The 12,994-nt window shown below is 71.0% G+C and carries 19 protein-coding genes; 12 read left to right on the top strand and 7 right to left on the bottom strand.

Going from position 1 to position 12,994, the window contains the following annotated elements; translation table 11 throughout:
• Window positions 1–4: 4 nt before the first annotated feature.
• Together J7E89_RS28150 and J7E89_RS28145 are read right to left on the bottom strand one after the other, a co-directional pair.
• A complete protein-coding gene (locus tag J7E89_RS28150) occupies window positions 5–772 on the bottom strand; it encodes a DUF4239 domain-containing protein (RefSeq protein WP_214977262.1) in 768 nt (255 codons plus the stop codon).
• A 36-nt stretch (window positions 773–808) separates the two neighbouring features.
• Entirely contained in the window at window positions 809–2,458 is a 1,650-nt protein-coding gene (locus J7E89_RS28145; protein WP_214977261.1) for a hypothetical protein, read from the bottom strand.
• 530 nt (window positions 2,459–2,988) lie between these two features.
• Here J7E89_RS28145 and J7E89_RS28140 point away from each other — a divergent pair.
• The gene (locus J7E89_RS28140; RefSeq protein WP_214977260.1) at window positions 2,989–3,786 is read left to right on the top strand and encodes a response regulator transcription factor; all 798 of its coding nucleotides are present in this window, start codon (window positions 2,989–2,991) and stop codon (window positions 3,784–3,786) included.
• On the opposite strand, the gene tamR is transcribed toward J7E89_RS28140, so the two are convergent.
• Window positions 3,745–4,242 (bottom strand): MarR family transcriptional regulator TamR, encoded by a 498-nt coding sequence (gene tamR, locus J7E89_RS28135; protein ID WP_214977259.1) that lies wholly within the window; start codon window positions 4,240–4,242, stop codon window positions 3,745–3,747. The genes J7E89_RS28140 and tamR overlap by 42 nt on opposite strands.
• 88 nt (window positions 4,243–4,330) lie before the next feature.
• On the opposite strand from tamR, the gene J7E89_RS28130 reads away from it, so the two are divergent.
• The 6 genes from J7E89_RS28130 (at window position 4,331) to J7E89_RS28105 (ending at window position 9,245) form a co-directional block, all read left to right on the top strand.
• Window positions 4,331–5,143: a trans-aconitate 2-methyltransferase gene (locus J7E89_RS28130; protein ID WP_214977258.1), complete on the top strand. Its 813-nt coding sequence runs from the start codon at window positions 4,331–4,333 to the stop codon at window positions 5,141–5,143.
• 173 nt (window positions 5,144–5,316) lie between these two features.
• On the top strand, window positions 5,317–5,508 hold the full coding sequence (locus J7E89_RS28125; protein WP_214977257.1) for a hypothetical protein: 192 nt from the start codon (window positions 5,317–5,319) through the stop codon (window positions 5,506–5,508).
• Window positions 5,509–5,564: 56 nt separating this feature from the next.
• Window positions 5,565–6,227, top strand: coding sequence for a hypothetical protein (locus tag J7E89_RS28120; protein WP_214977307.1), 663 nt, complete (start codon window positions 5,565–5,567; stop codon window positions 6,225–6,227).
• Window positions 6,224–7,258, top strand: a complete 1,035-nt coding sequence (locus J7E89_RS28115) for a hypothetical protein (RefSeq protein ID WP_308315628.1) — start codon at window positions 6,224–6,226, stop codon at window positions 7,256–7,258. The genes J7E89_RS28120 and J7E89_RS28115 overlap by 4 nt, the downstream gene beginning before the upstream one ends.
• A complete protein-coding gene (locus J7E89_RS28110) occupies window positions 7,255–8,190 on the top strand; it encodes a hypothetical protein (RefSeq protein WP_214977256.1) in 936 nt (311 codons plus the stop codon). The genes J7E89_RS28115 and J7E89_RS28110 overlap by 4 nt, the downstream gene beginning before the upstream one ends.
• The gene (locus J7E89_RS28105) at window positions 8,187–9,245 is read left to right on the top strand and encodes a serine hydrolase domain-containing protein (RefSeq protein WP_308315627.1); all 1,059 of its coding nucleotides are present in this window, start codon (window positions 8,187–8,189) and stop codon (window positions 9,243–9,245) included. The genes J7E89_RS28110 and J7E89_RS28105 overlap by 4 nt, the downstream gene beginning before the upstream one ends.
• Before the next feature lie 57 nt (window positions 9,246–9,302).
• Here the strand turns inward: J7E89_RS28105 and J7E89_RS28100 are convergent, their stop codons facing one another.
• The 4 genes from J7E89_RS28100 to J7E89_RS28085 are packed head-to-tail and all read right to left on the bottom strand — an operon-like array spanning window position 9,303 to window position 11,003.
• Window positions 9,303–9,563: a hypothetical protein gene (locus J7E89_RS28100; protein ID WP_214977255.1), complete on the bottom strand. Its 261-nt coding sequence runs from the start codon at window positions 9,561–9,563 to the stop codon at window positions 9,303–9,305.
• Window positions 9,560–9,976 carry a DUF6247 family protein gene (locus J7E89_RS28095; protein WP_251061189.1) on the bottom strand — a complete coding sequence of 139 codons (417 nt, stop codon included), beginning with the start codon at window positions 9,974–9,976 and terminating at the stop codon, window positions 9,560–9,562. Before J7E89_RS28095 ends, J7E89_RS28100 begins: the two co-directional genes overlap by 4 nt.
• Window positions 9,973–10,722, bottom strand: a complete 750-nt coding sequence (locus J7E89_RS42110; RefSeq protein ID WP_214977254.1) for an ATP-binding protein — start codon at window positions 10,720–10,722, stop codon at window positions 9,973–9,975. Before J7E89_RS42110 ends, J7E89_RS28095 begins: the two co-directional genes overlap by 4 nt.
• Window positions 10,719–11,003, bottom strand: a complete 285-nt coding sequence (locus tag J7E89_RS28085; RefSeq protein ID WP_214977253.1) for a hypothetical protein — start codon at window positions 11,001–11,003, stop codon at window positions 10,719–10,721. The genes J7E89_RS42110 and J7E89_RS28085 overlap by 4 nt, the downstream gene beginning before the upstream one ends.
• Before the next feature lie 23 nt (window positions 11,004–11,026).
• Here J7E89_RS28085 and J7E89_RS28080 point away from each other — a divergent pair, with 23 nt between their 5' ends.
• The 5 genes from J7E89_RS28080 to J7E89_RS28060 all read left to right on the top strand — a co-directional run bounded on the left by J7E89_RS28080 (window position 11,027) and on the right by J7E89_RS28060 (window position 12,959).
• Window positions 11,027–11,215, top strand: a complete 189-nt coding sequence (locus tag J7E89_RS28080; RefSeq protein ID WP_214977252.1) for a hypothetical protein — start codon at window positions 11,027–11,029, stop codon at window positions 11,213–11,215.
• Window positions 11,216–11,460: 245 nt separating this feature from the next.
• A complete protein-coding gene (locus J7E89_RS28075; RefSeq protein WP_251061197.1) occupies window positions 11,461–12,303 on the top strand; it encodes a helix-turn-helix transcriptional regulator in 843 nt (280 codons plus the stop codon).
• A complete protein-coding gene (locus J7E89_RS28070) occupies window positions 12,300–12,506 on the top strand; it encodes a DUF397 domain-containing protein (RefSeq protein WP_214977250.1) in 207 nt (68 codons plus the stop codon). Before J7E89_RS28075 ends, J7E89_RS28070 begins: the two co-directional genes overlap by 4 nt.
• Window positions 12,499–12,741: a DUF397 domain-containing protein gene (locus J7E89_RS28065; protein ID WP_214977249.1), complete on the top strand. Its 243-nt coding sequence runs from the start codon at window positions 12,499–12,501 to the stop codon at window positions 12,739–12,741. The genes J7E89_RS28070 and J7E89_RS28065 overlap by 8 nt, the downstream gene beginning before the upstream one ends.
• A complete protein-coding gene (locus tag J7E89_RS28060) occupies window positions 12,738–12,959 on the top strand; it encodes a DUF397 domain-containing protein (RefSeq protein ID WP_214977248.1) in 222 nt (73 codons plus the stop codon). The genes J7E89_RS28065 and J7E89_RS28060 overlap by 4 nt, the downstream gene beginning before the upstream one ends.
• Window positions 12,960–12,994: the final 35 nt, after the last annotated feature.

Genomic DNA, 12,994 nt, shown 5'->3' with positions numbered 1-12,994 from the left:
GCTGTCAGACCCCGGCCGATTTGGGGAAGTAGCGGGTGAACGGGTCGGGGCTGACGCCCATCACCTCGCCGAAGGGCGAGGCCAAGTGGTGGATGAGGAGCCCGAGGAAGACGGTCAGCCCCACCATGCCCATGGCCATCACCAGCTGGCTGGGGCTGCGCCCGATTCTGAAGAAGAACAGGATGCAGATCGAGAGGATCGCCCCGATCACGATCCCGGACCACAGCGCCGGTGACAGTGTTTCCTGTGCGTCCGCCTCCCGGCCCCGGCGAGCGTCGTCGAGTGCGCCGAGCTGAGCGAGCAGTTCCAGCGCCGTGACCTCCTGGGCGGGGGTGGCATCGGGCGGGGCCGCCGCTGCCGCGCGCAGCTGCCGCAGCGGGAACCAGCCGCGCTCGCCGAGGCCATTGCGGTCCGCCAGCCGTGGCCATTCCTCCTGGACCACATGCGCGGCGTAGCTCTCGGCCAGGGCGTCGATTCGCTCCCGTTGCGCCGGCGGCATGCCCTCGGCGAGGACCGTCATCTGGTGCAGGGCGCCCGCCTCGGCGGCGGTGTGGCGCTGGGAGCGGTCCCGCAGATCCCAGACGCTGACCAGGGCCAGGCCGAGCAGCAGCGCGTACAGCAGGGCGATCATCATCGACATGTACTCGGCCACCTCCTCGCCGGACTCCTCCTCGTCCGCCACCGGGTGGAACCGGCGCCAGGCGATGACCGCGGCTGCGGTGAGCAGTGCGCAGATCATCCCGACGGCGAGCATCTCGACGACTTGTTCCATGACGCTCCCTCGGTCGATGAGTGGGCAGCCGCAGGGTCACGTACGGCGGGACGCCACCACGGCGACGATGCCCGCCGGAATGAGGAACAGGAGCAGGACCGCGACGACGGGGAGCGGATCCTCCCGCCGTGGCACGCCTCCCGCTCTTCGGGCGCCCACGGACTGGTGGGTGGGGGCGCGGGGAGTGTCTGGCCGGGTGACGCGCTCTCCGGGGGGCGGAGGCGCGATGCGGTCTGCGGCGGGGGGTGGCGGTGCGATGCCTGCGGCTGCGGGAGGCGGCGGTGCGACGCCTGCGGCCTCGCCGGCCTCGCCGGCGCCCAGGCCGGGCATGCCAAGCCCGGGCGCGCCAAGCCCGGGAGCCCCTGGGCCGGTCGCCCCGAGGCCTGGGACGCCGAGGCCTGGGACGCCGAGGCCTGGGACGCCGAGGCTTGGCACTCCTAGCCCTGGCACCCCGAGTCCTGGCACCCCGAGCCCTGCCACTCCGAGGCCGGGAACTCCCAGGCCGGGAACTGTCAGGCCGGGCGCCCCCAGGCCCCCCGGGCCGAGCGCGGCGAACGGCGGTGCGGGGGCGGGCGCTCCCGGGGCACCCGGCGCACCTGGCGCACCTGGCGCACCTGGCGCACCTGGCGAACCTGGCGCACCTGGCGAACCTGGCGCACCTGGCGCACCCGGCGCACCCGGCGCACCCGGCGCACCCCGCGCGGGCCCGGCGGGAGTCCCCTGCCCGCCCGGCGCACCGGGCGCGGGCCCGGCGGGAGCTCCCTGTGCGCGCCCCGCGCCGGCAGGTGCCAACGGTGCCTGTGGCGCGGCCCGGTCCAGTGGCGAAGCGCCACCCGGCGGTGGAGCCGGGTCCGGCAGTGGGGCCCGGGCCGGCGGAGGCGCCGGCCTCGCCGGCCGGGGTGACTGCGGGGACGGCTGGGTCCGTACCGTGAACCGCGTCGCCGCACGGGCCACCAGCTGCGGAGGGCCCACAAGCCCACCCGTCATGTTCAGCGTGAAGAGCCCGTCGCTTCCTCTCGCTTCGGGCCCGCTGTGGTACGTACCGGGCCGCAGGCCGTCCAGCTCCGCGACGCAGAGCACGGTGGCCCCCGCGCGCAAGGTCTGCGGGGAGGAGGCCGGACGGCCGCCGCAGATGATCCGGGGCGGGCTGAGTGCCGTGTCGGAGAGCCGTACGCCGAAGACGGTGCGGTTGCCCGGATTCCCGACGGTGTACTGGACCACCGCACGCGACCCCTCCACCTCCCGCACGGTGACGGCGAGCCGTAGCGCACCGGCCACGCCCTCGTATCCGGCCACGGCGGAGGCAGTCGGCCGCGCCCCGAGGGAGGGGATCTCCGCGTGCGCGCGCACGGTGGACGTGTGCCTGCCGGGAGTGGCACTGACCAGCGACGTACAGGTGACGGAGGTCAGCCCGCGCAGCCACAGGCCCCGGCCGCCGGGGCAGTTCACCGCGGCGCCGGGCACGTCGGGATCGGTGAGGCCGACCCGGTGGAGGTCGGCACCCGAGCGGTTGGTGAGCCGGTAGTGCTTGACGACGGGGTGGCCGGCACGGATGCCGGTGTGTTCCGCCTCCCGTCCGGGCCGCGTGTTGACGGTCACCGAAAGGGCGAGGGCGTGGGAACCGACACCGTCGGCGGCGGCGCGCGGGGGGTCGGCGGCCGGCGGCCAGCCGCCGGCGTGCGCCACCAGGAGCAGTGCTCCGGCGGCGAGCAGAAGTGTTCTGGTGCGAGTGCTGGGTCTGCCCCCCCATGCAGGGTTTCCCTTCCCGGGGCCTTGGTGTGCCTGACTCCGGTCAGCGTCAGCCGACCTTACGGGGGGAGACAGCCGGGAAGCGGTTCGTTGCGCTGCCCGTGTGGTGAATACACCGTGATGGCGGGACCGCGGCCGTTCTCTGTCGAGCTTTGTCGACTTCTGCCTCGAAACGAAACAGGAGGCACACCAGGAACACGCCGGGGCAATCAGTTCTGCGAATTGCCTTCCGCTTACCGCCCCCGCCCGTACGCTGAAGAAGAGCGCCGGTGGGGGCCGGTGCTTGATCAGGGGGCGAGACAGTCGGGTACGTCGCCCGGGGTGGGCAGTGGTCAGTGTTCGGTGCACGGCGGCGGCCGTGCGTCTGACGTGACGTGCACCTTCCTCCGGGCGTCGTACCCGCAGGCGGTTTCGCCTCCCCGGGGGTCCAGGGGGGACATCCGGCACAACGCGGCATGGGGGTGTCTGTGGTTCGGATCCGGGTACTGGTGGTGGACGATCACCGCATTTTCGCCGAGTCGCTCGCCGCGGCCCTCGCCGCCGAGTCCGACGTCGATGTCTGCGCGGCAGGCAGCGGCCCGGCCGCGCTGCGTTCCCTGGAGCGGGCGGCGGCGGAAGGCCGCCGATTCGATGTGATGCTCGTCGACGCCGACCTCGGCACCGCCGCGGCGGTGCCCGCCCGTGTGGTCCACGTGCCGGAGCCGGCCGAGGACGGTCCGGTGGACGGCATCTCCCTGGTGGCGGGCGTGCGGTCCGGGCAGCCGGCCGTACGGTCGGTCGTACTCGCCGAGAAGGACGATCCGCGCCGCGCCGCCCTCGCGCTGCAGGCCGGGGCCGCGGGCTGGGTCGCCAAGGACTGCTCGCTGCAACGCCTGCTGGCCGTCATCCGCGGCGTACTGCGCGACGAAACGCACCTGCCTCCGGCGCTTCTCACGGGCGTACTGCGGGAGTTGACCGCAGCCCGCAAGCACCGCACCGACAGTGAGCGGCTCGTCGAGTCCCTCACCCCGCGCGAGCGGGAGGTGCTGCGGTGCATGGTGGCCGGGCTGGGCCGCAAGGCCGTGGCCGAGCGGCTGTTCCTCTCCCCGCACACCGTCCGTACGCACATGCAGAACGTGCTGGGGAAGCTGGGCGTGCACTCCACGCTCGCCGCCGTCGCGCTCGCCCGCCGCGCCGGGGTCGGACCGGTGGACCTGGGCTCGGTGGACCGGGGACCGGTGGGCCTAGCCCGGGATGTTGTCGAACGGGGCGGTCAACTGGCGTAGCAGCCCGGCCAGTTCTCCGCGCTGCGCGCGCGAGAGTTCGGCGAGGATGGCCCGCTCCTGCGCGAGCAGCCCGGCGAGCGCCTGGTCGGCCCGGTCGCGGCCCTCGGCGGTGAGCCGCACGAGGACGCCGCGGCGGTCGCTGGGATCGGGCAGCCGCTCGACGAGGCCCTTCTTGGCGAGCCGGTCGATGCGGTTGGTCATGGTGCCGGAGGTGACCAGGGTCTGGGTCAGCAACTGGCCCGGCGAGAGCTGATACGGGTCGCCGGCGCGCCGCAGCGACGTCAGGACGTCGAATTCCCACGGCTCCAGCTGATGCTCGGAGAAGGCTATGCGCCGGGCGCGGTCGAGGTGGCGGGCCAGCCTGGAGACGCGGCTGAGGACCTCGAGTGGTTCCACGTCGAGGTCGGGGCGCTCGCGGCGCCATGCAGCAACCAGTCGGTCGACCTCGTCCTCCATGACGATCAGTGTAGTTGGTCTGTCGACATGAAGTCTCTTGGCGTCGAGAGTCTTGACATCGAGAGAGTGTGGTGGTCAAGCTGCGTGCATGACGGTACGACCGACCTGGGACCCGCAGCAGTACCTCCGGCACGCGGGCCACCGCACCCGGCCCTTCCTCGACCTCCTCGCCCGCGTCGACGCCCCCGCGCCCGCCTGCATCGCCGACCTCGGCTGCGGCGCCGGCAACGTCACCGCGCTGCTGGCGGACCGCTGGCCCGCCGCCCGCATCACGGGTTACGACAATTCCCCGCAGATGCTGGAGCGGGCGGAGCGGTACGCGGGGCCGCTCCTCGACTTCGTCCACGCCGACGCCGCGACCTGGGGGCCGGACGAGGCGACGTACGCGACGTACGACCTGATCGTCTCCAACGCGCTGCTCCAGTGGGTCCCGGACCATGCCGACCGCTTCCCGGCCTGGCTGGACGCGCTCACCCCCGGCGGCACCTTCGCCTTCCAGGTGCCGGGCAACTTCACCGCCCCCAGTCACACCATCCTGGCCGCCCTGCGCGACTCCCCGCGCTGGCGCGGCCGGCTGGGTGGCGTGGGCGAGCGGGCGGCGGCGGTCCTTGAACCGGGCGACTACCTCACCCGCCTCACGGCGCTGGGCTGCGAGGCCGACGTATGGGAGACGACGTACCTTCAGGTCCTCCTTGGCAAGGACCCGGTCCTTGACTGGGTGAAAGGCACGGCCCTGCGGCCGGTCCTGACCGCTCTCGCGGACGATCCGCAGGCGAGCGAAGCCTTTGTCGCGGAGTACGCCGAGGCCTTGCGCGGCGCGTATCCGACGGGCCCGCACGGCACGGTCTTTCCGTTCCGGCGCATCTTCGCGGTCGCGCGGAAGGGTGACGGTCTGAGCTGACCTTCGGTCAGGGAGATCGGCGACATACGGCTGTTGCGTCGTCAACAAAAGGGTGGATTTTTCCCGGATTTCCCGTCGGGCCAATGCCCGTTATCTACCGTTTGCAATCAATTGGGGCCCATGTAACGCTGGTTATTCAGCCGCTAGAAGAGGAGATAAGAGGAGATGGTCCTATGATCATGGACCGCACTTCCCCGGTCGAGACCGCAGCGCTGAGCGCCGAAGTTGAGGGGCTGCTGGATTCCGCGGAACCGAAGGGCGTCTTCCGTGACACCCGTGAGTGTAAGGCCGCGTTCTTGCTCGCGTTTTTGCTCATCGGCTCACCGCCCACCCCGCGCCCGAAGACGGACCCGAAGGCCCGTTGAGGAGGAATGCGTTGGCTGAACAGGCTCAAGAAGCGGGCTCAGTCCCGCTGAGCGCTGTGGTCGCCGATGCCGCAAACGGAGTCGTCCTTGCCCTTCGAGGTGAGGGCGACCCTTATGCGCTCTCCAGCCTTCTGCGGCAGGGGGACGCGCTGGCATCAGCCGCGATCCGGGTGCTGGGCGCCGATGCGCTCGCACCGTACGCGCTGGACCACCGGGCAGCACCCGGTGGAGAGAGCGACGAAGCGGTCGTCCGGGAGGCGCTGGCCGCCTACCCGCCCGGCCCTGACGCCTCGGAGGTGTCGGTGTGGAGTTACCGGGGCCTGGTCGAGGCCTCGAACGCCTTCCTGTCCGGCGGCACTGACAGCTGGCCGCAGGCGCCGCAGGCCCCCTCCGCCTGGGTGGCCGACGATCCTTGGCCAAAGCTTTCCCATCGAGCGTCGCAACTGGCCGCGCTCGCGCTTCCCGGACTCGCGCAGGGACTCGCCGACCGGCTCGCGTCACGCACCGACGACCTGGCCCGCGGTTTCGTCCGGGCCGTACGCCGCAGGGACTGGTTGCAGGCCGCCGGACTCGGGCGCTGGCTGGCCCGGCTGCCGGACGCCCCGCCGACCCTGGGTCTCGACACCGGACTGGTGTTCGTACGGCAAATGAGCGACGGCGACCCGAGGGTGGCGCTCCATGTCGTGGCCGCACGCCAGTTCTACGGACGGGGCGGGTGAGCGGCGACGCGGGGCGGGTGACCGGCGACAACGGGTGGGTGACCGGCGACCTCCTGGCCGCCCCGGCTTCGACGGCGTCGGGTGCGCTGTTCCTCGACCGCATGGTCGACGACAGCCTGGAGTGGCTGGACGCGGCGCGCGAGGATTTCCGGCTGCCCCCGAACGTCACCGCGGACGCCGACCCCAACCTCACCCTCAAACCCCTCGGTGAACTGGCCGAACTGACGTACCTGATCAGCGCGTCACACCCCCGCGACGAGCTGCGCCAGGTAGCGGACGGGCTGTTCGCCTTCGCCTGGAACGAGACGCGGGACGGAGAGCTGTTCACCGAGCTGATCCGCGGTGAGCCGCACGCCACGTATCCGGTGGAGATCTACGGAGTCTTCGCCCAGGCCGGGCTGCGCAACACCGCCGTGGAACAACTGCTCCCGGCGACGACCGCGCTGCGCGGCTGGCGCGTGGCGCGCGAGGACCACACCCGTACGCTCGGCGTGCTCAACGCGGAGCGCCGAATCGGTCTGGCGCCGCACGCCGATTTCGATGCCGTACTGGAGCTGACCAACCTCGGGCTGATGCCGGAGCCGTGGGCGCTGGACCGCGAAGGGGCGTACGGCCTGACCCACGACGTCTTCCACCTCACCGACTGGGGCCGCGCCCGTGGCCGGCTGCCCCGCGCGCAGGCCGACTATCTGCGGCTCTGGCTCCCCGCCTGGCTGGAGAACTGGCTGGACGAAGAACTGTGGGACCTGGCAGGCGAATTGCTGGCAGTGACAGCCTGCCTGCCCGCCGCTCCGTACGATCCGGTGGCCTGGCAGCGGCTGGCCGACGCGCGGACGGCCGACGGCAGCGTGCCCGGCATGGGAGCAGGACCACCGCCCGGCGACCGCGCTGCCACCTTCACGGCCTGCTACCACTCCACCCTGGTGACCGCCTTCGCCGGCACCCTGGCCCGTATCGCCCTGGGTGTGGGTGAGGGCCGGCGCGAGGAGGGGACGCGGGGCCGTGAACGTGAAAGCGAGGCAGCCCGATGACAACTACCGCAAGCACAGTCGCAGCCGCTCCTCCCGCACTGCTGCACAGCGTCGGAGACCGCGCCCTGACCTGGCTCGACGACCACCGTGAGCACTTCCGGCTGACCCCCGGGGACCGCGCCACCGGCCGAGGCGTCGTCGAACGGCTCAAACCCATCGGCGAGTTGGCACTCAACATGCGGGTGCTCTTCCGGGAGGGCGTGGCGGGCTCGCGCCAGCACGCCCGTGCCGGTCAGCTCCTGGACTTCGCGTGGCGGGAACTGCTGGACGGCGGCAATGTACTGGCGGCTCTTCAGTACGACGAACCCTTCTCGCCCGTACCCCTGGAGATCTACGCGACCTTCCACGAGCTGGGCTTCCGCCACCCGGGACTGGAAACGGCCGTGGACGTCAGTCACCGCACCCGCACCTGGCCGGCGCTCGACATGGTGCCCGTCCGGCGGCTCAGCGTGCTGGGCGCCGAACGAAAAATCGGCCTCACCCCCAGCGGCGACTTCGACGAAGCCGTGAACCTGACCTGGCTGAGCCGGCACCCCGAACCATGGACGGTGCAGCGCCACATCGCGTACGACATCACGCACACCGTCTTCCACCTCACCAACTGGGGTGAGGACCCCGGCGGGATCCCCGCGCAGACCGCCGACTACCTCGCGCTGTACCTGCCCGCCTGGATCGACGACTGGGCCGACCTGGAACACTGGGACCTGCTCGGCGAACTCCTCGTCGTCGACGCGTGCCTGCCCCGGCCCACCCTCGACGCGCAGGTGTGGGAGCGGTACGCCGCCGCGCAGTCCGAGAGCGGTGCGATGCCCCTCCAGCACGGGATGCCGGAGGGCGACGCGGCGGAGGTCTTCGACATCGTCCACCACCCCACCCTGGTCGCCGCGTTCGCCTCCGCGATGGCCACCTCCCGGGCGATGTCCCCCACGTGACGACGCGCCTGGCACCGGCCGCCCCGACGTCCGCCGACGCGCTCACGCTGCGCCTCGCGGACGCCGTCAGCGCGATCGACGCCCCGGACGTCGTACTCGCTGTCACCCGCCACGGCCGGCGCACCACGGTGACTGGTGGTACCGCGAGCGCCCCGGCCGTGCCGCGCCATGCGCTGCGTTACGAACTCGGCTCGGTCAGCAAGACCTTCACCGTCCTGCTCCTGTCCCACCTGGCCCGTACCGGAGTGCTGTCCCTCGACGACCCGCTCACCGCCCACCTGCCGGACCTGCCCCTGCGCCACCCCGACTCGCGCCGCATCACCCTGCGCCACCTCGCGACCCACACCGCCGGACTGCCCCGCATCCCCGGCGACCTGATCCCCAGCGCCCTGTTGCGCCCGTACGCCGACGCCTACGCGACGTACGACACCGAACGCCTCCTGCGCACCTTCGCCCGCACCCGGCCCCACCACCGCCCCGGCACCCGCTGGCGCTACTCCAACTTCGGAGTGGCGCTGCTCGGCCCCGCCATGGCCCGGGCCGCGGGCGCCGACTGCCCCACGCTGCTCACCCGCCACGTGCTGCGCCCCCTGGGCATGACCGGCACCACCCTCGGCCCCGGCGCCCCCTCCACCACCGCCGTCGGGCACCGCAGGAACGGCACCACACCCGTACCCGGCTTCGGCATGGGCCCCTTCATGGCCGCCGGAGCCGTACGCTCAACCCCCGCCGACCTCCTCACGTACCTCGAAGCACACCTGAACCCCGGGCCCACGCCGCTGCGCCTGCCCCTGCGCGACGTCCAGATCCCGCAACTGCGCCGCGGCCTGCGCCGCCGCGACATCCACACCCTGACCTGGTTCCACCACCCGGCCCCGGGGGGACCCCTGCTCTTCCACGCCGGAGCCACCTTCGGCCAACAGGCCTTCCTCGGCTTCCACCCCGCCTCCGCAACCGGCATCGCCGCCCTCGCGACCCGCCGGGGCGACAGATTGCGCCTGGTGGAATCGGCGTACGAGCTGCTGTACGCACTCGCCGCCGGCTCGACGCTCTGAGCATGCGTCCCGTCGGGGACACGGCCGTGGCCGGCGCGGGCTCAGGCGTCGTCGGCGTCAGCCGTACCAGGTGATGTTGCAGACGTAGACGCATTCGTGGCGCGGTACAGCGAGAAAGCTGATGAATCCGCGCCCGCCCATCAGATCGAACTCTCGGAGCCCACCCTCGCGGTCGATGGGCCGGCCGACTTTCACCGAGTCGTGTCCGAGTGCGGCCAGCTCGGTGGCCAGCCGCTCTACTTCCGCCGCGACACCGAGTGGCAGTCCACTGGTGAGGTACTCGGCGCTCGGGTTGTAATCCCACGTCCAGTCCGTCACAGCCCGGCCTCCGCCTCGGCTGCCTCCCGGATCCGGCGGATTTTGGTGATCGCGTCGGTGGGATCCTGCTCGCCCGCGTCCACGATGCGCTCCAGTTCACGCAGCTGGGCTGCGCGCTCCGGATGCCGCTCGATCGCGACGAACACGGCCCACGAGTGCACGAAGGCGCGCAGCGGAGCGAGGCTCTGCGTCTGCTGGGCGTTGGTCGTGGCCTCGAACAGGTGCTGGGTGAGCGCGGGGACCCGGCTGGGGGCGATGCGGGAGACTGCGTTCCGCAGCGCGTCGGGCGTGAGCTCGGGCATGGGGATCAGTGGTCCGTACGGGCCATTGGGCTGGGCACTCACGGTGGCCTCCGGTGCGGGCGGTTCGGTCTTCGTACGGTACCGGCAGCGGCGGGTGGTCGTGGGGCTCATCCTTCGACGGTGATCTCGGCCCAGACGGTGAGCCCGGTACATGTGTGCCGCCGGCCCCAGTGAGAGGCCAGCGCGTCGACGATCAGCAGCCCGCGCCCATGTTCCTGCTCGGGCCCTGGCGTGTCAGGTACGGACACGCATTCCTGGCCTTCGTCGGTCACGCTGACGACGACCGCCGAGGCGGTACGGGACAGGGCGACGGTGATGGAGAGGCTCGCGCTGTACTCCAAGGCGTTGGCGGAGAGCTCCCCGGTGATCGTTTCCAGGGCGTCTGCCGTGTCCGGCGGCAGTCCCCAGGACGTGGCCGCCATCCGTACGTAGCGCCTGGCGGCGCCCGCTGAGGCGAGGTCTCCGCCGGGGAGCGAGAGCAGACCGAGTGCCTTGGGCGCGGTGGGGCAGTGGGCCAGTGTGTCCTGGGCGACCTCGATGAGTGGTGGCACGGCGTGAACTCCGTTCGGGAGGACGCGTTCGTTCTCTGCCGGAGCGAGGCGGGCACCCCGGCTCTCCGCGATGAGCAGCGCGTCGCGCAAGGCATCCGTCAACTGGGCCACCACGACGCCGAGGTCCGATGCCGCAACCGGCCCAGCTTCGGTGAGTACGTCCCGCGCATGGTCGAGGAGCCGACCCGCGAGACCGAGCTGTACGAACTCGATCCGGTCGGCGAGCCGGGACAACGGGCCGTCGCCATCCGTGGAGAGGTAACAGGACCGGCCGTCCTCACCGGTCCATGGGAGCAGCCGGTTCACCGCGCCACCGCCACACCGTGGATACGACGCGGGCCGACATCGATGCCGTACGTCGCCGGCCAGAGTGCCCGGCGCCGTTGGCGCTGTTCGGCGGTGAGCAGGTAGGGGCGGACCATTGCGGTGGCCAGGCCGTCGATGGGGATGTCGGTGGCGTACGGCCCCGGCCGCCGGGCGAGGGCTGGTGGCGGCGGCGGGGGCAACGGCTGCCCGGCGCGGTGCCGGCCGCGCGGGGCGAACAGGGTCCGCAGGCGGTCGACGGCGCGGGCGGCGAAGTTGGTCAAGAGCCCGACTTCCCTTCTGCGGAATGAGCGAGAGGACAGCTTTCGCAGACCTTCACGGCCCACCCGAGCCGCCCGCCGCCGGGGCTGCGGGTGTACGCGTGGCCGCCGGGCCGGAGTGGGGCGGTGCTTCCGCACCGGGCGCAGGCGAGTCCGGCAAGGCGGAGGCGAGCTTCGGGGGCGAGGGAGAGAAGGTCCAGGACCTCGGTGCGTAGGTCCGCGGGAGTGTGCAACGCCATGGCCGCTTCTTTCGGGCGCGTGACAACAGGTTGCTTTAAGCAGTCATGTGACTGCGTTGTGTGACGACCCAAGCATGGCTCCCGAAAATTTTCGGCGCAACTCTCTTAGGCAATATTTCGGGCTGGACTCCAAAACTGGCATATGACACCGGAGTTGATGCTTGTACGCTCTCGGTCGAGAGGATGGTGATCGGGCAGTGGTGGATGCCAAGCCGACATTGATGCGGAGGCGGCTGGGGCTTGCTCTGCGGACGCTTCGGCAGCGGGCCGGTCTCAGCCTTCAGGAGGCATCGGAACGGCTGGGCATGTCCGGGCCGCCCGTGCTCAGCAAGATCGAGAACGGCAAGATGCGGGTCCCGGGCGCGTCGCTCGATCAGTACTTCGCGATCTACGACGTACCGGAGAGCCGTAAGACCGAGATCCGAAGGCTGGCCAGCCTTGCTTCCTCCGGGCGTCGAGGCAATCTGCTCAACCAGTACAGAGACGCGATCGACGACCCCTTCGCTGACTACCTTGAGCTGGAGGAGCTGGCCAATCACGCCGACTTCTACGCGTCCCAGCTCATCCCGGGGCTCCTCCAGACCGAGGAGTACGCGCACGCGGTTGTGAGTTCCGGTACGCGGTGGCGCACGAAGCGCGAGGTATCCACGTTCGTGGAGTTGCGTATGCGCCGCCAGGCAGTCCTCCGGAGGGAGCTACCTCTCAGTCTCTGGTGCGTGCTGGACGAGGCGGTGCTGCGCCGGCGCGTAGGCGGGAGCGAAGTGCTGCGAGCGCAGTTGCACCACTTGCTGAACGTTCAGGACGAAGTCCCTCACGTACAGCTCCAAGTCATGCCCTTCGGCTTGGGCGCCCACGCCGGGGTGAGCGCCGGCTCCTACACGGTGTTCCGATTCGACAGCGGTGACCCAGTAGTCGTGGTGGAGCCCCTGACAACTTCCCTGTACCTGGAGGAAGATGCACACGTGGGGCAGTACGAACTTGCGTTCAATCTGTTGCGGGCAAGGGCGCTCGGCACGGACGAGTCCTGCGCCTTTATCCGCAAGACCATCGAGGAGCTGAGTTGAGCAGGCAGGTCGACCTGAGTAAGGCGTCGTGGGTCAAGAGCAGTTACAGCGCAGGCGACAGAGACTGCGTCGAGGTTGCCCTCATTGACGGCAAGGCCGGCATCCGCGACTCGAAGGCCGTGCAGGGGCCCGTACTCGTCGTCACCTCCGCTGCGTTCACTGCCTTTCTCAGCGAACTGACGCAGGAGCGTCCCCATGACTGATCGCGTTTCTCTCCACAGTGGAGCAGCGGACACGGTGTGGTTCAAGAGTGGCTTTAGTTCAGGCGGCGACAACTGCGTCGAGGTGGCCTTCGCTGACGGCACGACCGGCATCCGAGACTCGAAGGTCATGCAAGGCCCGGTTCTTGCTGTCACCGCCGATGCGTTCGCGACGTTCCTCGGCGGGATCAAGGGCGACGAGCTATCGGCCACAGCGCGACAAGGGCGCCCTCGATGAGTAACGCGCAAACCGCCGCTGAGCTCGCGGCTGCGGGCTGGTTCAAGAGCAGCTACAGCGCGGCCGACAACGAGTGCGTCGAGATCGCACGTGCCCGGTTCTGGGTCGGAGTCCGTGACTCGAAGGGCGAACGAGGTCCCGTGCTCGCCGTCAGCGCCGCAGCCTTCGTCGCGTTCCTCGGCGGAATCAAGGGCGACGGGCTGGACCGTACCGTCTGACGCGAACGCCTCCGGAGACAACGCGAGCGGGCCGC

Origin of the sequence: Streptomyces sp. ISL-100, from assembly GCF_018614615.1 — a bacterium.
Classification (GTDB): Bacteria; Actinomycetota; Actinomycetes; order Streptomycetales; family Streptomycetaceae; genus Streptomyces.
Note: the sequence above shows the minus strand (reverse complement) of the source record. Positions and strands in the feature narration are given on the sequence as shown.

What these genes read in the sequence shown, in the direction of transcription:
- tamR (WP_214977259.1), bottom strand. Translation starts at nt 4,242, where the DNA reads ATGGAGGACGAGGTCGACCGACTGGTTGCTGCATGGCGCCGCGAGCGC.
- J7E89_RS28075 (WP_251061197.1), top strand. Translation starts at nt 11,461, where the DNA reads ATGCGGAGGCGGCTGGGGCTTGCTCTGCGGACGCTTCGGCAGCGGGCC.
- J7E89_RS28150 (WP_214977262.1), bottom strand. Translation starts at nt 772, where the DNA reads ATGGAACAAGTCGTCGAGATGCTCGCCGTCGGGATGATCTGCGCACTG.
- J7E89_RS28060 (WP_214977248.1), top strand. Translation starts at nt 12,738, where the DNA reads ATGAGTAACGCGCAAACCGCCGCTGAGCTCGCGGCTGCGGGCTGGTTC.
- J7E89_RS28125 (WP_214977257.1), top strand. Translation starts at nt 5,317, where the DNA reads ATGATCATGGACCGCACTTCCCCGGTCGAGACCGCAGCGCTGAGCGCC.
- J7E89_RS28110 (WP_214977256.1), top strand. Translation starts at nt 7,255, where the DNA reads ATGACAACTACCGCAAGCACAGTCGCAGCCGCTCCTCCCGCACTGCTG.
- J7E89_RS28080 (WP_214977252.1), top strand. Translation starts at nt 11,027, where the DNA reads ATGAGCGAGAGGACAGCTTTCGCAGACCTTCACGGCCCACCCGAGCCG.
- J7E89_RS28130 (WP_214977258.1), top strand. Translation starts at nt 4,331, where the DNA reads ATGACGGTACGACCGACCTGGGACCCGCAGCAGTACCTCCGGCACGCG.
- J7E89_RS28065 (WP_214977249.1), top strand. Translation starts at nt 12,499, where the DNA reads ATGACTGATCGCGTTTCTCTCCACAGTGGAGCAGCGGACACGGTGTGG.
- J7E89_RS28095 (WP_251061189.1), bottom strand. Translation starts at nt 9,976, where the DNA reads ATGAGCCCCACGACCACCCGCCGCTGCCGGTACCGTACGAAGACCGAA.